Below are 20,002 nucleotides of genomic sequence, written 5' to 3'. Positions count from 1 at the left end.
TCGGGCGTCGACGAGTACAGAAGACAAACTGGAGGTTTCGCCATGACAACAAAAATGATCAGCACAAGGGCATTTTCGACATTCGCAGCGCTGATGCTGCTCGTGCAGAGCATCACGCTCGCACAGGTCGCATCCGCCGCACCACCGGCAGCGGCTGAAATGCACGCGGAGCTGGCGGCAGCCCGCAAAGCCACGGCCCGGTACCACGATATCGACGCCGCCTACGCCGACGGTTTCGTGGACATCGGCTTCTTCCTGGACGGCGTTGGCTGCCATCTGCTCAACCAGGGCCTGCTGGACGACCGGTTCGAAGCGGAGCGGCCCGAGATCCTCATCTACGCCGATTGCACCCCGGGACAGGGCGGCAAGGCCGAGCTGCGCGCGATCGAGTACGTCACTCTCTGTGGCGGACCGCCGGTCTGCACACTCCCGGCTCCGGAGGGATTCACCGGCGACAGCGACGTCTGGACGCCGTTCACGGATGGGAGCCTCTGGACTCTGCATGTCTGGGTGTGGCGGCACAACCCGGACGGAATATTCACGAAGGTCAATCCGCGGCTGCTGGAGTAACCACGCTGCGGCGCCGGCCGGGCCGCTCCCATGGGGCGGCTCGGCCGCTCAGGCGCCACCCACCGGATCACCCGGTTCACGCGACCCCGACTCGCGCCTGCAGCCGGCCCAGAGTTTCCTCGGCCTGCTCTCGCAACCACTCCCGGAACCGGTCCACCGCGCCACGCCGCAGGCGGTCCGGGCGGAACGCCACGCAGTAAGCGGCCCTGGTCCATGTCCCCTTGTCGACGTCGAAGGGCAGCGAGAGACCGCCCTCCTCCACTTCGGCCAGCACCAGCGACAAGCCGCAGATCATCAGCCCGGCGTTGGCATAGACCGCTTCCAGCGCATGCTGCACCCGCTTGTAGCGGATGCCACGATCCGGCGCCGTGCGGCGATGCCCGTACTCCCGGATCCATTCCTTCCAGCCGATCTCCCCGGCATCCACGGTATAGCGGTCCAGGTGCAGCAGCGGGAACCCCTCCAGCCGGCTCTCTTCGGGCAGCTTCGAGATGCGCTCCGTGTTGGCCGGCGAGCTCACCGGGAGAAGGTAGTCATGGAACAGGGTTTGCTCTTCTTCGTCTCCCCGGCTGCGGCCGAACCAGATCTCGCAGTCGGCGTCGCCCAGTCGCACGGGCACGTCGCCGATGCCGTTCAGGCAGAACAGCGAATTCGGATTCTCGGCCTTGAACGCCTCGAGACGCGGACGCAGCCACAGCTCGGCCAGGTCCGGGTCGGCGGTGATGTGGATCTCCTCGACCCGCTGGAAGTCGAGGATCTGCGAGACCGTATCCAGCTCGCGGAAGGCCGCGCCGAGGTGCGCCATGGCCGCTTCCAGCTCGCGCGTGGGCCGCAACCCGGAGCGGCCGCGAACCAGCAGGTCGTAGCCCAGGTAGTCTTCCAGGGCGCGGATACGCTGGCCGACCGCGGCCGGCGAAATGGCCAGTTCCCGCGCCGCGGCCTTCATGGAGCCGGTGCGTAGCGCCAGCTCCAGGGCCTGCAATGCTCTGAGATGGGTCGTCCCGGGCATCGGCCAATAATAAAGGTCAGCTTTAGTAAGAGGAAGAATATTTACGTTGATCGATCGATCGGATCGGAGAAAATAGTTCCCACACACAGCGGGGGAGCAGAACCATGGAACAACTGAAGCGATACATCATCGAGCGCGAGATCCCGGGCGTCGGAGCCATGTCGACCACCGAGCTCTGCGGCGCCGCCCGGGCTTCGAATCAGGCCATCGACCAGCTGGGCAAGGACATCCAGTGGCAACACAGCTACGTGGGCGGCGACAAGACCTACTGCGTGTACCTGGCGAAGGACGAGGACACCGTGCGCAAGCATGCGGAGCTGAGCGGGATTCCGGTGGCGAGCATCACCGAGGTGCCGCAGATCATCGATCCGTTGACGGCGAATAACTGACGGGCGTCCGGCAAGCGGCCCGGCACCGGTTCATCCGGCGGGCCGCGCCGCCGCGTCACACAGATCTCCGATGGCGTGTGCCGCCTCCCGGCCGCTGCCCCAGCGGTGCAGATGGCCGTCGGAGTAGTAGTAGTAGATGACGCCGTTCGGGAACATGGATATGGCAATACCGCCGAAACCGGACATGAAGGGCACCCACACCGGATGCCCGCAGTCGAAATCGGGGCCGGCATCGTAAGCCCAGAACCCCTTGTTGTAACGGACGCGGGCATCCCCGGCCGCGAGCCCGCGGTCGTCGGGGCGCCGCTGCAGCGCGGCGTCCAGCAATGCACGGTCCAGCACCTGCGTGCCGCCGATCCGGCCGGCGCCGTCCATGAGCCAGCGGGCAGCGCGCAGCACGTCGTCCGCCTCGTAGGTCAGGCCGTAGCCGGTGAAAGGCCGGGCCGCGCGGTCGTAGGTGCGTTTCGTCCCGTCCAGCAGCGGACTCAATCGCAGCGGCCGCCAGACGGAGTCGACCAGCAGTTCCCGGTAGACGTCGGCCTGCCCTCCCCTGTCGAGCAGGCGCTGCATCGCCGCGCCGACCAGATACGTATCGGAGGTGTGATAGACGAAGCGCGTGCCCGGCTCGGCGCGGCGCGGGAACAGGCCGCAGGCCAGGCGGAGCTTCTCAGCGTGGCTGTCGGAGAAGATGAACTCCAGGTGGCCGGCGGCATCCTCGTCCTCGTACAGCCGCGCCGAGTCGTAGTTGCCCGTGGCCATGTCGAGCGCGTTCTCGAGCGTGACGTCGCCCCAGCGCTCGGGATCGCAGGCCTCGATCAGCGAGGCGATCGGCGCCTGTGACGCGCCGGGACTGATTTGCTCGAGCCGCATCAGTCCGACACCCGCGAACAGGGATTTGGCCGTGGAATAGGACGGCAGCGGCAGACTCGTGCAATAAGGATAGGGCCCGTAGCGCGTCGGGCAATCGCTGCGGTAGTGGATGCCTCCGGCGACCAGGCCCATCACCGTGAGGTCGCCACGCTTCAGGCCGTCGGCATCACCGAGCGACGAGGGGTTCACGCCCGGGTGGTCCTCGGCCAGGCGGGCGAGCGGGCGCACCGGCAGGCGCGCGGCCTCGTGGCGGCGGAAGCGCGCGAGCTGTGCCTCCGCCGGCGCACCGGCCTCCGCCGCTTCGTAACCGATATCCATGACGCCCCAGGCGTCGAAGCGGAGATAGGCGCAGGTCTCGCTGACGATCTGCCACGCGGCCCGGGAGACCCGCCCCGCATCGTCGAACAGCCAGGTCATGACCCCGTAGTGGGTGCAGTTGGCGGCACGCTCCTGCAGCGCAAACGGTACCGAGGCCCGGCTCCATCCGCCGTCGCCGGGTTCCTGCCAGGCCCGGCCCGGCTGCAGGATCAGCTCCCAGTAGGGATGGTCGGTGCGCAGCACGCCGTGAGTCAGCGGCACCAGGTCGCCGCCGTCCTGCACGTAGCCGAGGTCGAAGCGCGGGAGCGAACGCAGCGCCCCGCCCACGCTGGCCGCCCGGTCGAATTCGTCCTGTAACAGCCGGAAGCCGTCGGCCGCTGTCGACGCCGGACGTAGCATGCCGGAGAAACGATGCCGGGGCGACGATGCCTCGGCTGGCGGCGCGTACTCGGACATCGGCACCGGCTCGCCGAGCGGAGCGTCACCGAGGAGAAACGCAGCGGACAGAACCCGTGGTTCCGCCGCGTGACCCGTCGCCGCGAGCAGAAGAACGAGGATCGCGCACGTCCCGGCTGCGCTATTCCTCCAGCGGCACACCGGCGGCCTCCAGCGCCTCGATGAGCGGAGCGAGCTCACGCCGATAGTCCTTCCAGCGGCCGACCGAGGTGCGATAGACGGGCCGGCGCACCTGCACCGTGCTCGCCGTGGTGGACGCCTCCGGGTTGGCGTGGAACTCGAGGCAGCGGGCCTGCCAGTCGAGCCCGCAGTAATCCACGAGCCCGCGCGCCTCCGATTCCAGGTCGTCCACCAGGTCCTCGTAGCGGACGGTATGCATGACCCCGGGCAGCACCCGTTCCCAGTGCTGCATGAGGCGGTCGTAGGCCACATAGTAACGGCCGAGTTCGGTGAGATCGTAGGAGAACGGATAGGCGTCCACGAACAGCTGCTTGTAGATGGCGTAGCAGGTATCCAGCGGATGGCGCCGCACGCTCACGATCTTCGCATCCGGCAGGGCGAGGTGGATCAGCCCCACGTAGAGGAAGTTCAGCGGCATCTTGTCGATGAAACGCGGCGTATGGCCGGTGAACGGCCGCGTGCTCTCGACGTAGGCCCGGCCGAGCGCGCGGAAGTCGAGCTGCGTGCTGCGCCTGACCAGTTCGTCCCGGTCCTTCGGTGGCGTGTCGCCGACGGCGCGCACCTGCTGCATCATCTGTTCGGCGAAGTTCGTCAGTTCGCCCGCCGCGAAGACGTCGGTGTGGCTCGCGAGGATGCGCTCGACCAGCGTGGTGCCGGTGCGCGGCAGACCGAGCACGAAGATGGCCTCGGCGTTGTCGTCGCCGGGCACGGCGCCATCGAATCGATCCGCCCCATATTCCTGCTCCAGTGCAGCCATGGTCTCGACGTCGCGGCCGACGTCGTAACGCATGTACTCGCGCCGCGTATCCGCACCCTCCTGCAGATACCGGAACGAGCGGGCCGGCTCGCCGAGGTCTTCCAGCTCCTTTGCCAGGGCGTAGAGGATGTGGACGCGCCCGCGGGGGTCTTTAATACCCGCTTCCAGCAATTGCGTGAGCGCCGCCACGTGATTCTTCTCCGGCGTCTGCCCGCGGAGCTCGGAGCGGATCTTCCATGCCTCGTAGTCGGTCGGGTCCAGCCGGATGGCTTCGTCGAAGTACGACTCCGCCGCTTCGATGCGGCCGAGGGAGCGCTCGAGCGCCGCCACGTTGTAATGGTGCTTCGCGTGTCCGGGTTCGGCCGCGACGGCCTGCCGGTAGTGCGTGACGGCCTGCTCCCTACGCTCCAGCCGGGTCAGCAGCAGACCGAGCGTGGAATGCTCGAACGCGGTGCGCAGCCGACGGCTCTGCAGCCGGTCGACGAGTTCGCCGAGTGACTCCATGCGGCCTAGCGCCGCGAGACAGAGTCCCTGCTGCAGCAGCAGGACGGTGCGTTCCGGCTCGAGTTCGAGCGCCTTGCCGGCAGCGGCGAGCGCGCCGCCGGGGTTCTGCATGCGCAGCGCGAGCTGGCTGGCCGCCAGCCAGCCCGGCGCGTAATCCGCATGCTGACGATTCAGCTGCTGACAGACCGCGGCGGCGCCGCGGAGATCGCCGCTGCGCATCCGCTCCCGCACGCGGGCCTCCAGCGTGGAGGCCGCGTCCGGTGGCGGGCTGTCCGGATGATGCGGGCGCATGGCCCGGACATTATGCGACACCTAGAACCGGTAACCGAGCCTCAGCCCGATGGTGCGCGGCTCCACGATGAACCGGCGATTGCCGTTGCCGTACCAGTTCTCGAAGATGCCGGTATCGGAGCTCCAGTAGGCCGATGGGAATCCGCCGCTCACGCCTTCTTCGTCGGTGAGATTCCTCACGTACAGGGTGGCCTGCCAGTTGTCGCGGGTCAGAGAGGCAGAGGTACCCAGCAGCAGGAACGACTCGTAGGTTTCGTTCAGCACGCTCGACTGGTTGACGAAGTTCTCCGCCTCGCTCTGGTAGTAGCCGTTCACGCCGACCACGAGCTCCATGTCGGCGGCCACCTGCCAGCGGTTGTCCACGTTGAAGCTCAGGGTGTTGTTCGGTGCGCCCGGCAGATCCGAGCCCTCCGGCGCCACCACGGCTCCCGTCTGCGGACTGATGAAGTCCTTGTCGAGTTCAGCCTCCAGCCAGGTGTAACCCACCCGGTAGTGCAGCGTGTCGGTGAGGTAGCCCTCGAATTCCAGCTCGATGCCGCGGGTGGAGGCCTCCTGGCCGTTGGCGGCGAGGTAGAAGCCGAAGAACGCCGAGGTCGTGTTCAGCTGGGGGTCGTCCCAGTTCACGTAGAAGGCCGCGGCGGTGTACTGGAACCCGTCCGTACCACCCTTGATGCCGATCTCGTAGTTCTGCACCGAGTCCGATTCGAAGGTGCGGATGGCCTCGGCATTCGGCTCGCCGAAGGGGTCGCCGTTCTCGAGGCTCGGCACCGCCTGGGCGCCGCCGTGGCGGTAACCCTCGGAGTAGGTGGTGTAGAGCATGGCGCTCGGGTTCAGATCCCAGGACGCGTTCAGCTTCACCAGCACGTCGTCGTCGCTGTCGGTGGACTGGGGCGCGGCGGGCGAGGTGGACCCCGGCGGCAGCGGGAAGCCGAGGATGGTGTCGTTCACCGTCTCGTTGTCGAACCAGCGGAAGCCGCCCGTCAGCCGGAAGGTATCGCTGAAGTGGTAGGTCACCTCGCCGTAGACGGCGCGCTCCTCGTAGTCGGTATCGCGCACGTACTCGAAGTCGATCTCGCTGAGATCGCCGGCGTAGAAGCGCGGCCAGAAGCCGCCGTAGATGCCACCGATGGTGCAGATGACGTCGCCCGTGTCCCGGCAGGCGTTCTTGAAGAGGTTCATGCCCGGGTTCCAGCTCAGCTGGTAGACGCTGGTCTCCTGGTCCATCCAGTAGGCGCCCAGGATCCAGTCGAAACTCTCGCCCGTCTTCGACACCAGCCGGAATTCCTGGATGAACGCCTCGTCCTCGTAGCCGCGCTCGGCACGCTGGATGGGCCGCGGCCACTGGCCGCCGTAGAACAGGAAGTTCCAGTCGCGGCCGCCGCTCGCCCACAGGCCGCCGTTGTCGCTCTCGCCCACGCCCGTGTGATCGTAGGTGGACGTGGTCGACGTGAACGTGGCGAAGCCGAAGTCCACCTCCACGTCCAGGCTGACCAGGTCGACCTCGCGCGAGGACGGCTCCAGGATCACCTGGCCGCTGTCGTCGTCGCCGTAGGCGAAGAACAGGTCGGAGCCCGGCGGCTGGGCGTTGTCGCCCACCGTGGTCGAGCGCCGCGCGCCGATCTCGTCTTCCTGGCGGTGGTAGTTCAGCTGCACGCTCAGCGAGTCCGTGATGTCGCTGCGCAGCGCCAGCTTGTAATAGTCGATCTCGACGGTATCGGCGTCCTCCGCTTCCCGGAAGCAGCCGGTGTTGAACAGGATCTGCTGGTCGGTGGCCTCGCGCGGATCCACGCACTGGCCGTCCACGTCGATCAGCGGCTCGCGGAACTCGTTCAGCTGGTAGACGTTGACGTAGTCGATGACGCCGTCGTTGTCGATACGGCTGTAGGCCGCCCGCAGCGCCGTGCGGTCGCCGATGGGCACGTTGATCATGCCGTCGAAGGCCAGGTTGTTGCCGCCGGAGCCCGACGTGGTGCCGAAGTCCACCTCGGCGCTGGCGTCGAAGGCCTGGGGGTCGGGCGCATTGGCGATGTAGCGTACCGTGCCGCCCAGCGACCCGGAGCCGTACAGCGTGCCCTGGGGCCCGCGCAACACCTCCACCCGCTCGATGTCCTTCACCAGGAAGTTGGCGAACAGCGGCGTGTTGTCGTAGTAGGTGGCCACGGTCGGCACGGCGTTCAGCATGATGTCGCCGTTCGCGCCGTTATCCACGTTCAGGCCGCGGATGACGATGTTGTTGACCGTGCCCGAGTTCCGGTAGCCCCGGTCCACGACGGTCACGCCGTACATGGCCCGCAGCACGTCGTATTGGTTGACGACGTTGTGGACGTCGACCAGGTAGTCCCCCGACATCGCCGAGATGTTGTACGGGATGTCCTGAACGCTCGCCTCGCGCCGGGTGGCCGTGACCAGGATCTCCTCGATGACCGGGCCGGCCCCTTCCTGAGCCGGCGCGTTCGCCGACATCGCCATGCACGCCGCCGTAACGGCGACGGCCAGCGGCTTGCGCCGCAGTTCCAGTTGCTTCTCCATTCGGTTCCCCCCGATCCCGCTCGATGATTTCGTCGGTTATTGCAAATTACCCGAGCCCCCGGAGGCCGCGTAGTACCAGTTCCGGGTCGCCCGCTAGTCCAGTTCGTCGGCCAGCGCATCGGGCACCGGTGGCACCGGCGGCGCCGGCCGGTCCTTCAGGCGCGCCGGTATCACGCTGGCGATGGTGCTCAATGCCAGCGCGATCACGGCCAGGTTGATGAGCAGGCCGTAGTTGTTGTCGCCGAGCAGCAGGCCGCCCGCGAGCGGGCCGCTGGCCAGGCCCAGCTTCGAGGCGAAGCCGCCGAGCGCGGCCATCTGGCCGGTCTCGTCGAAGGCGGAGACGAGGCCGAGCAGATACGACATGCAGAACGCCCAGGTGATGCCGACGGCGCAGTTCGCCAGCAGGTACACCGTGCCGCTCTCGCTGTAGTGCAGGGCCCAGGTGGCGGCGATGGTGACCAGCATGGCCGCCGCCAGCGGGATGGTGCGCCCGTAGCGGGTATAGAAGACGATGACCAGACCGGCGCCGGCCAGCCCGATCCAGCCCGCGACGGCCAGCGTGATGGTGATGAAGTTGAGGGTGAGACCCTCGAACTTGCCGAGCCCGATGATGAAGGCGAACAGCCCGTTGTTCGCCGCCTGGAACAGGAAAATGGAAAGCAGCACGAGCGCGATCGGCACCAGAGCCGACTTCGCCTTTTCCGGGTCGGCGACGGGGCTCGCTGCCGGATCGGCTTTGTAGGGACCGAGGAAAGGCACCATGGCCAGGGTGGCCAGGCTGAAGGCGATCAGCGACAGGAACAGCACGTCGGTGCCGAACACCGGGACCAGCCGCGGTATGTAGAGGTTACCCAGGCCGCCGAGCCCGAACTGGATGAACAGCAGCACGCCGAAGGTGCGGTCCGGATGCAGGGTCCGCGCGATCACCGAGAAGCCCACGCCCACCAGCGCCCCGCCGACGCAGCCGTGCACGAAACGCGTGGCGATCATGATCCCGGGCGCCGCCACCAGCATGGACAGGAGATCCATCACGATCAGGGTCGCGAGCAGCGTGTAGGCGACCGGCCGCCAGCTGATGCGCCGGACGATGAAGACGATGAGCAGCGCGCCGAGTGCGGCGCCGTAGACGTTGGCCGACGCCGCGAAACCGGCCTGGCGGTCGGTGAAATCGAGCCCTTCCTTCAGGCCGTCCACAATCGCCGGCATGATGTTCACGTAGAACAGCCCCGCCGTCGCGAGGAACGCGAGGAAGATCCGCGCCGCCATGCTGTTGGGCGCAACCGCCCGCATCAGCCGTTCTCGTCCCTGCGCGCGGAGGCCGCCGGCTCCAGCGGGCCGAGCGAGCGCAGATACTCCGAGTCGTGCCCTTCCACGTAGGGCGGGAACTCGAGGCGGCTGTCGCGGAAGCTCTTCAGCGGCTGGCCGAGCCCGTGCCAGCCGTTCCTGCGCGCCTCGCGCACCTGCTCGAGGTCCAGGCGCATTACCATGATCTCGCGCCCCTTGCCGGCCTGGTGGATGACCTCGCCGCCCGGCCCCGCCACGATGGTGCCGCCGACGCCGAGCGGCCCGGCCAGGTTCACGTCGACGAAGTAGCACTGGTACATGGCCGCGCTCGCCCGCACGATGCACTGCTCGGCCTCGCGGTCGATGGTGCTGGTGAGCGAGGGGTGCAGGATGACCTCGGCGCCCATCCAGGCGAGCGTGCGCAGCGTCTCCTGGAACCACATGTCGTAGCAGATGGAGACGCCGAAGCAGCCGATGCCCGGCACGTCGAAGACCACGAACTCGGATCCCGGCGTCACGCCCTTCTCATAGGGGCGCCAGGGGAACTGCTTGCGGTAGCGGGCGATGACCCGGCCCTCCGGGTCGATCACCGGCGCGGTGTTGTAGCACGCGTCGCGGTCCCGCTCCATGATCGAGCCCGGCACCAGCCAGATGCCGTGCCGGCGCGCCAGTTCGGCGAAACGGGTCTCGAACTCTCCCGGCATGGGCTGGGCGTAGTTCGGATCGGAGCCGTAAGCGTTCAGCTCGCCGAGCAGCACCATGTCCACCCACGGGAACCGGCGCATCACCGCGTCGATCTCCGCCGCCATGGAATCCGTGTTGTCGCCGTTGGCCGCTTCCAGTTGCAGCGCGGCTATGCCGATCACGCTCATCGGTGCACTCCCCCGGGTCAGGAGGCTCAAATTACCCGCGATCGGGAATGCTAGATAGGTCCAGATTGGTGGTGCGTGATGGACCAGGCCGGCAGGTCGGAGTCGGCGGCCGCATCGGTGCCGCGCAGGATGAATGCAGAGTCCACCATCTGACCGTCCGCATTGAACCACTTGATCTGATCGCCGTCGATGACGATGGAGTAGCCCTTCTCCTCACCGTAGTTCCAGCGGCTCCACTGGCGGTACCAGACGTCGTCGGCGATGCGCCAGTGGCCGCGGTCCTGCTCCTCGTTGGAGTAACCGAGCACGCCTGTCATGGTGCCGTCGGTGTGGTATTTGATGGTGCACGGCGCGCCGTATACCTCCCGGTAGAGGATGGTGGCGCCGCTCATGGCGCGGACCAGATCATCACCGGTGAGCCACTCGCCGGTCGTCGTGGCAAGCTGCTCCACCTGGCCCTTCACGCGGCTGCGGATGAGTTCCACCAGCCGCGTCACACCCGGGCGAATCTGCTCTACCGGCAGGCTGGTCACGCCCATGCGGAAGCAGTTCTCCGCGTTCTCGGCCGCGGCGTAGTAATGCCGCACGGGCTCGATCAGGATGCCGTGCTGCGCGGCATCGTAGGCGAATCCCCCCACGTCGAAGTGGTCTGGGGTACGCACCCAGTAAGTGGTGCCACCCACCTCCGGCGAGATCTCCATGGGCACGCCGCGCATCCAGTTCAGGGCATCGCGGAGCGCGAGACGCCGCTCCTGCAGCACCCGGCCGAGCCGGAGCATGAGCGCATCGTAATGACCCAGCGAGAGGAAGAAGGCGACCGCGCGCTGATTGTTGCGCGGCGGGTGGTTCATCATCGTGCGCCTGAGCGCCCGCGCCCGCTCGATGAACCGCGCATCGGCCACGATCAGCCCGAGCCGGATGCCCGGCGCGAGCACCTTGGACAGACTCGCCACGTAGATGACCCGGCCGCTGTCGTCCATGCTTCTGAGCGCCGGGATCGGCTGGTCCCGGTAGTTGATCTCGCACTCGTAGTCGTCTTCCACGATCAGGAAGTCGTGCTCCTTCGCGGCGGCGAGCAGTGCGCGGCGACGCTTCGCCGACATGAGCACCGCCGTGGGTACCTGGTGGCTCGGCGTGACGTAGACCAGATCGCAGCCTTCCAGACGCCGGTCGACCACCAGACCCTCCTCGTCCACGGGCTGGGGCCGGATGCGGGCGGCGTTCTGGCGCAGCAGCTCGCGCATCTCGCTGTTGCCCGGTTCCTCGATGGCCGCGGTGACGCTCGCGTCGGCCAGCAGATGGCTGATGAGATACAGGCTGTTCTGGGTGCCGAGGGTGATCAGTATCTCGTCGGAGCCTGCCTGGATGCCGCGCCGGCTCAGGATCTTGCTGCGGATCTCCTCGATCAGCATGGGATCGTCCGCATCGCCGCTGCCGGCCGACCACTGGCGGACGTCGTCGACGCTCAGCGCCAGACGCGAGGCCTCGCGCCACTCGGCCAGCGGGAACAGCGAGGCGTCGAACTTACCGTCGATGAACGGATACGGGTAGCGGTTCCAGTTGGGCAGGTCCTGGGCCAGGGCGCGGGTCGCGATCAGCGGGCGCTTCGTTCGTTTCTGCCACGCCTCCGACTGGGCGGCGCTCGCCGGCACCACCTCACCGCGATAACCCACCCGGTTCTCCAGCATCTCCTCGCTCACGAAGATGCCGCTGCGCGCGCGGCTGACGAGATAACCCTCCGCGATCAGTTGCTGATACGCCAGCACCACCGTGTTTCGCGCCACGTCCAGCTGCTGCGCGAGCTTGCGGCTGGAGGGCAGCTTGTGGCCCGGCGGCAGCGCGCCCGAGAGGATGCCGTCCACCAGCTTCCGGCGAATCTGGTTCTGCAGATTCAGCTGGCTGTCGGGGTCCAGGTAGATGAGGGTGTCGCGCATGCTGTTTCGGCGGGTATCCGTATACTCCCCGCGAGGGGTCTATAGTAGCAGCAGCGGGTCGCCGGGCCGCACGGCGGCGTAGATGAGTACGACCTCATTATTGCTCGCGATTCTGGTGCCGGGGGATCGACGTGAACAAGGAATATCATGGAGCATGCATGTGTGGCGCGGTCCGGTTCTCTTTCTCCGGCCCGCCGAGGTTCGTTGCCGATTGTGTATGCCAATCCTGCAGGCAAGCCCACGGTGCAACAGCTGTTTGCTGGGTCGGCGTGAAAACGCCTGCGTTCCGCATCGACGCCGGCGAGGATCTGCTCACCTGGTATCGATCCGGACCCGAGTCGGAAAGGGGATTCTGTTCGGCATGTGGAACGAGGATTCTGTTCCGATCGGATAAATGGCCCGGCGAAGTCCATATGGCCGTCGCTTGTGTGGAGTCGCCTCACGATCTCAAATCGACCGGCGTAGCCTTCAAAGAGGAATTTCCGAAGTGGACTGCCCTGACCGTCGGGAAACCTGCCGGCTGACCGCGCACATCACTGGCCTGATCTGCTTCCCGAAGAAATCGCTGTTCGAGGAGCCGAACGGGCCCGAGGCCTCGTTTGCGCGCGAAGCCGCCAATTCCGACGCACTTCAACCGGCTGTTTTGTCTCATTTTTTTGTTCTTGCCGGCATCGGCGATCGGCGTAGACTAATCTGGCCTGACGGGTTCCCCGGCCCGAGGGCGGGGGATGAATGGAGAGATCAGGCCTGCCGCCAGACCAGTGTCTCTGGCTTTTCTGCGAGAGATCCACACCCATGACGACCCATTTCATGCCTGAGCGCAACGCGCTCGCCGCAATCGCCCTGTGTCTCGTTGTCTCTTCCAGCCTCGCCGAGGGACCGGACCCCGGCGCAGAGGCCGCCCCCCAGTCGAAACCCCACGTCCAGGCGGCCTCGGAAATCGAGGCGGGCCGCTATCTCATAACCGTCGCCGGCTGCAACGACTGTCACACGGCCGGCTATTCCGAGAACGGCGGGCAGGTCGCCGAGAGCGACTGGCTCACCGGTTCGCCGCTCGGCTGGCGCGGCCCGTGGGGCACCACCTATGCCTCCAATCTCAGGCTGCTGGCCCAGTCGGTCGACGAAGACGGCTGGGTAGCCATGCTCACGCACCGCAAGGACCGTCCGCCCATGCCCTGGATGAACGTCAACCGTCTGAGCGAGCAGGACATGCGCGCGATGTACCGGTACGTACGCTTCCTGGGCGCCAGGGGTGAGCCGACGCCGGGGGCACTGGCGGCCGATGTGGAGCCGTCCACCCCGTATCTCTGGATGATCCCGACGATGCCGGCGGATCGTACGGCGGACCTGCAACCGTAAACCCGTCCTGAACCCCCGGTGCCGGCCGTGCCGATACGGCCGGCACCGGGGTTCCGATCCCGCGCGTCTTGCGGAGAACCCTCATGACGTTGCCCGTCTCACGGCGCGAAAATCGGAGTGCAACGCCGAAGGAAAAGGAGATTCCTCATGAAACGGAATGGACTGAGAGTTCTGTTGTCCGCGGGCGTGCTGCTCGCGGCCGCAGCAGGTGCCCATGCGCAGGATGCGCTGCGCAGCCAGGCCGAGAGCCTGTTCAAACCCATCCCGCAGGAGCCGCCCACCCTCTCCGGTGTGGCCGCCACACCGGAGCGACTCGAACTCGGACGGATGCTCTACTTCGAGCCCCGGCTGTCGGAGAGCCACGCCATCTCCTGCAATTCCTGCCACATGGTCGGTCTGGGCGGCGTGGACCTGCAGCAGACCTCCATCGGCCATCACTGGCAGCGCGGCGGCCGTAATGCGCCCACGGTACTGAATGCCGTATTCAACACCGCGCAGTTCTGGGATGGCCGTGCCGAGGACCTCGAGGAGCAGGCCGGCGGCCCGCTGGTGAATCCGGTGGAGATGGGCACGACCGAGAAACACGTGGTCGAGCAGCTGCGGGGCATTCCCGGTTATGTGCAGGCATTCGACCGCGCCTTCCCGGACGCCGACGACCCGATCACCTTCGAGAACGTCCGTGACGCCATTGCGCTGTTCGAGGCGACGCTGCTGACGCCGGACGCGCCCTTCGATCGCTACCTCACCGGCGACGAGTCAGCGCTCACGGCGGACCAGCGATCCGGACTGCAGCTCTTCATAAACAGGGGCTGCGCCGGTTGCCACAGCGGCATCAACATCGGCGGCGGCCAGTACGCGCCGTTCGGCGTGGTGGAGAAACCCGGCGCCGATATCCTGCCGCCGGACGACAAGGGTCGTTTCCAGGTCACCAACACCGTGAGTGACGAGTACGTCTTCAAGGTACCGACGCTGCGCAACGTCGAACTGACCCCGCCGTATTTCCACAGCGGCAAGGTCTGGGACCTGCGTCAGGCAGTCGGCATCATGGGCGTGAGCCAGCTGGGCGCGGAACTGAGCGACGAGGAGATCGACCTCATCACCGGGTTCCTGCTCAGCCTGACCGGCGAGCAGCCGCAGGTGATCTATCCGGTACTGCCGCCCAGCGTTGCCGATACGCCGCGCCCGCAGGATTGAGCCGACCAGAGATGGCCTCTTTCGGGGGGCCATCTCCTACGTTCCAAACGCGATACCTGGGCAGCGACCCCGGCGGCGCTCTGAGGCAGGATTACCGCTAGCGACCTTATGCAGAAGCTCGCGGGATGAGCGGGTTGTTTGCCTCCCTGGTGTCAATCGTGTCTACGAATCGACGAAAACCGGTGTTGCTATGCGGCGCTATCGGCCCAGCGCTTTTCGCCGTAGTGACTGCTCTCGTTGGTACGACCCGCCCGAACTATAGTCACATCAACCAGTCCATCAGTGAGCTCGGCTCGATTCGATTGCTGCGGACGCAGCCAGGCACCGAATCCATACAGAGCGCCGATACCGGCTAGTCGAATGTCCGGCGCCTCAACAGCGAGGCGCCTTGATTCGCGGGTGTCGAAATATCTTACAGTGTCCTCTGTAACGGATTTAGTCGCGACGGCAAGGTATTGAAAATTGTGTCTATAGCCGCCTTGGCACGATATGTGCCTGCTATCCCACTAGTGATCTCGCCGCACAGAGGAGCATGGACATGATATCGACGAAACGGACTTCACTCGCTTTGGCAGCACTCCTGTTTGCGGGCGCCGCTGGTGCGACGCCTATCCTCTACGACGTAAATGACCGTGGCACAAATATCACGCTGGATGGCTGGATCGCGGCTAATCTGGACGGAATCAATGGTGTGACCTTCGATGCGGTGGGCGGCGTGATATTGGACGACCGCGACCGGGGCGCCGGCAATACCGACGGCACCGGGGGTGACACTGCGAACAACGACATGTGGCGTGATTTCGTATTTGCTGACGAACGGAATACCGAAGTCGGCAATCCCGCCGGTGTCGATATTTCTATCTCCGGCCTGGCGGCATCGGCATGGTATGACGTCAGCTTGTGGGCCTTCGACGATGTCAGTAACGGCGGGCGCAACATGCTCTGGAACGGGGTGGCGCTTAGCATCCCGGATAGCCCGGATCCGACCGGCCTGGACGCTCAGGTTGCCAATTTCCGTGTCTTTACTGATGCGACCGGCGTCGCCATATTGCAGGGCCGGATAGACTTCAGCGATCAAGGTGTCTGTTGCAACGTATTCGTCAACGGCTTCTCCCTGACGCGCGTTCCTGAGCCCGGGACTATTGCGCTCCTGGGCATGGGTCTGATCGGCCTGGCATTCACTCGCAGGCGGAAGCAAGTCTAGTCACCGCTCACTTAACGTCCGTCAAAGCCCCGCCCAGTGCGGGGCTTTTTTGTTTCCGCTTCTCGCCGTTAGCCGAAGCTTGCGCTGATCACAACGAACCGGACTCAATCCCCTTCCGGCACCCGCGCTACCTCCACCGGCGTGCGCATGATCACCTCACGGTGCGGGAACGGGATGTTGATGCCGTGTTCCTTGAAGCTGTCCCACAGGGCGAGCAGCACCTGGCCGCGGATATTGGTGAGGCCGTTCTGGGGATCGCGAATCCAGAAACGCACCAGGAAATTCAGCGAGGAATCGCCGAACTCGGTCATCCAGCAGACCGGCTTCTGTGACGACTCCACACGCTTGACCGAGGCAGCGGCCTCGATGGCCAGCTCGATCACCTGGTGGGGATCCGAGGAATACGAAACCCCGAACGGCACGTCGATACGCACCAGGTCGTCGGAGAACGACCAGTTGATGACTTCACGCGTGATGAAGTCCTCGTTCGGTATCAGGTACTCGCGGCCGTCACGCGTGACCACCGAAACGAAACGCGCCCTCAGCTCGCGGATCCAGCCGAAGGTCTCGCCCAGCGAGATGGTATCGCCCGGCTTAATCGAGCGGTCGAGCAGGATGATGATGCCGGAGATGAAATTCGAGACGACCTTCTGCAGACCGAAACCGATACCGACACCGATGGCACCGGAGAGGACGGTGAATACGGTGAGGTCGATGCCGAGACCGCCGAGCGCGACCAGCGCGGCGACGACGACGAGCGTGATGCGCAGCACCTTGCCGATGAGCACGCGCAGCGACGGCGTCAGCTCATCCGAGCGCTGGATACGCTGGTCCAGGAAATTGCCCGTGGCCGCAGCGGCCCAGAGCAGGACTCCCAGCAGCAGGACGGCCTTGATGGCGACCAGCAGCGTCAGCCTCGTGCCCCCGGTGCCGATCTGGAAGCCGATACTCTCGAGCACCGCGGCGACGTCGTCCGTGAGCCCCAGTATGGTGGCGGCCACGTAGATCCAGCCGAGAACGGCGAATGTTCTTCCTATGGCACGGCTGCGGATGACCTGCGAGCCGAACGAGATGACGAGCCACGCCAGGCTCAGCAGCAGTACGTTGGACAGCAGAATGTCGTTCTCCGGCCAGCCGATGCTGCGCACCAGCACGTCTGCCGTGCCGAGGAACAGCACGAAGAAGATCCAGAAGAGCCGCCGCAGCAACAGCACGATCAGGCGCAGGAGGCCCGGATAGCCCTTGATGCGGCGCGCCCTGTCCTCGAGCCGCGGCTTCGCCCACCAGGTGAGAACCCAGGCAACGGCGAACAGACCAGCGATGAGCCCCGCCTGGAATATGACGCCCGTCTGTTGCACGTAGCCGAGCGCTAGCTGACCGTATTCAGTCGCTCGTGAGATGTATTCTTCCAAAGCCCGCCCCGCAGAGTTTTACGGGTATTACTGTACCAGAGCCTGCGTGGAGCCGATCAACGGTCGCCGGAGGACAAGTGTTCGACGCCGGCCAGTTGCTCATCGATGGACTTCGTCTTCGCCGTCTGCGTGTCACCCGTGTGTTTCGTCGTCACGGTCTCGATCAGTGCGATCAGGCATTCCTCGTCGCACACCGGGTTGTGCAGGGTGCCTCTGGGCACGACGTGGCAATCACCCGCGCCAAGCGTCACCACGCGGTCTTCGTATTCGATGCGGAGTTCTCCTTCCAGAACGAGGAACAGCTCGTCCTCGTCGTCGTGCTTGTGCCACGCCAGATCGCCTTTGAGTTTTGCGACCTTTACGTATTGGTCGTTGACGCGGGCGAGGATGCGGGGGGACCAGTAGTTTTGAAGGGCTGCGGCTTCTTGTTTGAGGTTCGGGGAGTCCGTCTTTCTGTGCATGACATCTTTCTCAGGAATGGCGTATGGCACGAACTATACCGTTGCGGAAAAGCACCACTTAGGTAGATGGCACTTCCCAGTGTGTCGGCTGACTCGCAATAAAGGGAAATCCCACATCGCGCATCGCTCGAACTGAGGGGCACGGTTAGTGCCCCATACGCGACTGTGGCGCGTTTGATTATAGAATGACCACACCTTGACCAAGCGTGGTCATTTGCAATGAAGCTTATTTTTTTCGACGAATCTAAAGATCAGCCAGATTACCCCTATTACCACATTGGTGGTGTGTGCATTGACGAATCCGAATTGGCAACCATCGAGCAAGAGATCAATCGCGTCGCAAAGAAAGCGTTCGGGTCCTCCGAGTTGACCCGAAGTACAGAACTGCATGCCGTAGATATTTATCAGCGCAAAAGGAACTTCAAGAACTGTCCGGACTTCGGAAAAAGACTTGAGCTGCTCAACGATCTTGCACGAATTCTGAGCACGGAGGCGGCGCGACTGATTGATGTGCAGATCAATTGCGGACAGCTTTGGGATTCCCAGTGTGCCGACGACATAGCTTTCATGTTCTTTTGCGAACGAGCGAACGACTTGGTCGCGGCATCCCGCGATCTAGGTATGCTTCTTGGGGATCGAGAAAATGATCAAGTCGCTGAAAAGTACGCACGTTTCCTTTCTGGTTATCGCGCGCAAGGCACCGATTTTCGATTCGGCAGAGACATTGAGAATCTCGTTGATTCTGTGCATTTCACCCATTCTCATCTAAGCCGATTTTTGCAGCTAGCAGACGTTTATACGTGGTTCCTTCAGTTTCTTAATCGAAACACGGAATCGGAACATCCTCGGCACAAATCGGTGATTGACGTATTGCGAGGGGATGACGTCAATCTATTTCCATCGAAATATAAATCGTGGCCAAGAGAACAATAGAAATAGCTACGCCAAGGCGCCCGCTTCTGGCCGAGAAACCGACGTAAACACAGCTGCGCGATAGGCATATAGGCACTAGACTCCTCTAGAATTTGGGGGAATCAGGGAGGCGAGACCCATGATCGTAATCAGCGAGGATGGAAAAGGGTTTGTCGAAGTTGCCTCATGGGAAGACCTACTGACACGACCGGGCTTCCTTCCGGAGGTTGACCCGAAAGAGATTAAGCTGAAGCGCATTATCGGGCGGTACCGACTACCACCTACCAAACACCCCTGCGGCCTGAAGACTTGTCACCAACCACACTTTCAGGGGTACATCGTTTTGCTCGAGGGCGGCCATGAAACCAATATAGGTCACATCTGCGGGAAGCGGCATTTTGAAATCGACTGGGAGCATCTAGAGCGGCAGTATAAGCGGCTCTACAACGAGCAAAGAAGGAGGGAGACGATAGGGGAGACACAGAATCGGGTAGCCGCTATACGAGCCTCTGTGCAAGCCGTTCGGGGGGGAGAAGACGGCGCCGATGAGGTTGCCCGGAAAATGCGCAGACAATGCGAGTATCTGTTCGATGAGAGTACGCAAAAGAGGCTTGGGGAACGGGCCAAGAGGGGCAACGCGGTAGTGACTCGAGTCACTCGTAAGAGCCGGGAGGAGATCGAAGAGGCGCGTGCGATGGGCGATGACAGTGAATTCAACGAAGAGGTCATCTTCTCCATCGCGGGAGTACGGGCATTCACCAACTATAAACGGCTGAAATCCTTACTGGAGACGAAACTCGGAACCGAACTTGACGCTTTTGAGGCGCTGGACCCCGATTCGATGGATTACAGCGAACTGCGCCAGTGGAGCAAATGGGCGGAACGAATAGACCCAAATCTGAGAGAAGCTGAAGAGATTCTAGACGACTGTAAGCGATTTCTGGTCCCGAGCAATATCAAAGCGATCAATCAGCACAAGCGGCTAATCTAGACCCCGATCCTCCCCAATCCCTAGAGGCCCATCGGGTACTGCCCCCCCAACGAATCAAACCCTCCGCCTTGCGCAAATGACGGAGTGTCAGCGCCACACCGCAAATAAGGCTACTTCCCACTTCTTAGGATTGTTCTAGCCCTGATAGAAAACATTTATTTCTTGTGAGAAAAATAATCCCCAAGGGCGATCAGCTGTGAGAAGGATTTTGTATAGCCTGAGAGAGGGCTGGGGAACAACCACCATATTCTCAGCTAGTTACGGGGGAAATATGGCATCCCCACGGGAATTCGAACTCCGGTTGCCGGCGTGAAAGGGCGGTCAAACATTGTGCAGCGCCGGAAATCGCCCCACGCCCGGCGATCATGGTCGCCGCGTCTCCCGAACAAGGTGTAAACCATGTGACCAGAATACACCCTTGATTTCATGGTGCCGGAAGAGGGATTCGAACCCCCGACCTACTGATTACAAATCAGTTGCTCTGCCAGCTGAGCTATTCCGGCTTT

17 protein-coding genes and 1 tRNA gene are annotated in these 20,002 nt (G+C 64.1%); 8 read left to right on the top strand and 10 right to left on the bottom strand.

What is annotated here, in order from left to right; translation table 11 throughout:
• Nucleotides 1-42 precede the first annotated feature (42 nt).
• On the top strand, nt 43-570 hold the full coding sequence (locus ACJMKZ_RS02965; RefSeq protein WP_405231702.1) for a hypothetical protein: 528 nt from the start codon (nt 43-45) through the stop codon (nt 568-570).
• 76 nt (nt 571-646) lie between these two features.
• Here ACJMKZ_RS02965 and ACJMKZ_RS02960 read toward each other — a convergent pair whose 3' ends face one another.
• Entirely contained in the window at nt 647-1,579 is a 933-nt protein-coding gene (locus tag ACJMKZ_RS02960; RefSeq protein WP_405231701.1) for a LysR substrate-binding domain-containing protein, read from the bottom strand.
• A gap of 104 nt (nt 1,580-1,683) precedes the next feature.
• Between ACJMKZ_RS02960 and ACJMKZ_RS02955 the strand changes: the two genes are divergently transcribed.
• On the top strand, nt 1,684-1,968 hold the full coding sequence (locus tag ACJMKZ_RS02955; protein WP_405231700.1) for a DUF4242 domain-containing protein: 285 nt from the start codon (nt 1,684-1,686) through the stop codon (nt 1,966-1,968).
• 30 nt (nt 1,969-1,998) lie between these two features.
• Here ACJMKZ_RS02955 and ACJMKZ_RS02950 read toward each other — a convergent pair whose 3' ends face one another.
• The 6 genes from ACJMKZ_RS02950 to pdxR form a co-directional block, all read right to left on the bottom strand.
• Complete coding sequence (locus tag ACJMKZ_RS02950) at nt 1,999-3,612, bottom strand: serine hydrolase (protein ID WP_405231699.1); 1,614 nt, start codon at nt 3,610-3,612, stop codon at nt 1,999-2,001.
• Nucleotides 3,613-3,733: 121 nt separating this feature from the next.
• A complete protein-coding gene (locus ACJMKZ_RS02945; protein ID WP_405231698.1) occupies nt 3,734-5,344 on the bottom strand; it encodes a tetratricopeptide repeat-containing sulfotransferase family protein in 1,611 nt (536 codons plus the stop codon).
• Between the two features lie 21 nt (nt 5,345-5,365).
• Nucleotides 5,366-7,873, bottom strand: a complete 2,508-nt coding sequence (locus ACJMKZ_RS02940; protein WP_405231697.1) for a TonB-dependent receptor — start codon at nt 7,871-7,873, stop codon at nt 5,366-5,368.
• 93 nt (nt 7,874-7,966) lie between these two features.
• Nucleotides 7,967-9,163, bottom strand: coding sequence for an MFS transporter (locus ACJMKZ_RS02935; protein ID WP_405231696.1), 1,197 nt, complete (start codon nt 9,161-9,163; stop codon nt 7,967-7,969).
• Nucleotides 9,163-10,029: a carbon-nitrogen hydrolase family protein gene (locus ACJMKZ_RS02930; protein WP_405231695.1), complete on the bottom strand. Its 867-nt coding sequence runs from the start codon at nt 10,027-10,029 to the stop codon at nt 9,163-9,165. Before ACJMKZ_RS02930 ends, ACJMKZ_RS02935 begins: the two co-directional genes overlap by 1 nt.
• A gap of 50 nt (nt 10,030-10,079) precedes the next feature.
• Nucleotides 10,080-11,963, bottom strand: coding sequence for a MocR-like pyridoxine biosynthesis transcription factor PdxR (pdxR, locus tag ACJMKZ_RS02925; RefSeq protein ID WP_405231694.1), 1,884 nt, complete (start codon nt 11,961-11,963; stop codon nt 10,080-10,082).
• 131 nt (nt 11,964-12,094) lie between these two features.
• Here pdxR and ACJMKZ_RS02920 point away from each other — a divergent pair, with 131 nt between their 5' ends.
• The 4 genes from ACJMKZ_RS02920 to ACJMKZ_RS02905 all read left to right on the top strand — a co-directional run bounded on the left by ACJMKZ_RS02920 (nt 12,095) and on the right by ACJMKZ_RS02905 (nt 15,720).
• A complete protein-coding gene (locus ACJMKZ_RS02920) occupies nt 12,095-12,487 on the top strand; it encodes a GFA family protein (protein ID WP_452233297.1) in 393 nt (130 codons plus the stop codon).
• Between the two features lie 271 nt (nt 12,488-12,758).
• Complete coding sequence (locus ACJMKZ_RS02915; RefSeq protein WP_405231693.1) at nt 12,759-13,322, top strand: c-type cytochrome; 564 nt, start codon at nt 12,759-12,761, stop codon at nt 13,320-13,322.
• Between the two features lie 147 nt (nt 13,323-13,469).
• Complete coding sequence (locus ACJMKZ_RS02910) at nt 13,470-14,516, top strand: cytochrome-c peroxidase (protein ID WP_405231692.1); 1,047 nt, start codon at nt 13,470-13,472, stop codon at nt 14,514-14,516.
• A gap of 538 nt (nt 14,517-15,054) precedes the next feature.
• Nucleotides 15,055-15,720, top strand: a complete 666-nt coding sequence (locus tag ACJMKZ_RS02905; RefSeq protein WP_405231691.1) for a PEP-CTERM sorting domain-containing protein — start codon at nt 15,055-15,057, stop codon at nt 15,718-15,720.
• Nucleotides 15,721-15,824: 104 nt separating this feature from the next.
• On the opposite strand, the gene ACJMKZ_RS02900 is transcribed toward ACJMKZ_RS02905, so the two are convergent.
• Nucleotides 15,825-17,132, bottom strand: a complete 1,308-nt coding sequence (locus ACJMKZ_RS02900; RefSeq protein ID WP_405231690.1) for a mechanosensitive ion channel family protein — start codon at nt 17,130-17,132, stop codon at nt 15,825-15,827.
• Nucleotides 17,133-17,188: 56 nt separating this feature from the next.
• Complete coding sequence (locus tag ACJMKZ_RS02895; RefSeq protein ID WP_405231689.1) at nt 17,189-17,593, bottom strand: cupin domain-containing protein; 405 nt, start codon at nt 17,591-17,593, stop codon at nt 17,189-17,191.
• 219 nt (nt 17,594-17,812) lie between these two features.
• Between ACJMKZ_RS02895 and ACJMKZ_RS02890 the strand changes: the two genes are divergently transcribed.
• Nucleotides 17,813-18,526: a DUF3800 domain-containing protein gene (locus tag ACJMKZ_RS02890; protein ID WP_405231688.1), complete on the top strand. Its 714-nt coding sequence runs from the start codon at nt 17,813-17,815 to the stop codon at nt 18,524-18,526.
• Nucleotides 18,527-18,644: 118 nt separating this feature from the next.
• Nucleotides 18,645-19,496 (top strand): hypothetical protein, encoded by an 852-nt coding sequence (locus ACJMKZ_RS02885; protein ID WP_405231687.1) that lies wholly within the window; start codon nt 18,645-18,647, stop codon nt 19,494-19,496.
• A 427-nt stretch (nt 19,497-19,923) separates the two neighbouring features.
• Here the strand turns inward: ACJMKZ_RS02885 and ACJMKZ_RS02880 are convergent.
• Nucleotides 19,924-19,999: transfer RNA gene (locus tag ACJMKZ_RS02880), tRNA-Thr, on the bottom strand.
• Nucleotides 20,000-20,002 lie beyond the last annotated feature (3 nt).

Source organism: Lentisalinibacter salinarum (assembly GCF_040706555.1).
GTDB classification, from domain to species: Bacteria; Pseudomonadota; Gammaproteobacteria; order Steroidobacterales; family Woeseiaceae; genus Lentisalinibacter; species Lentisalinibacter salinarum.
This window is presented reverse-complemented; position numbering and strand designations above follow the sequence as displayed.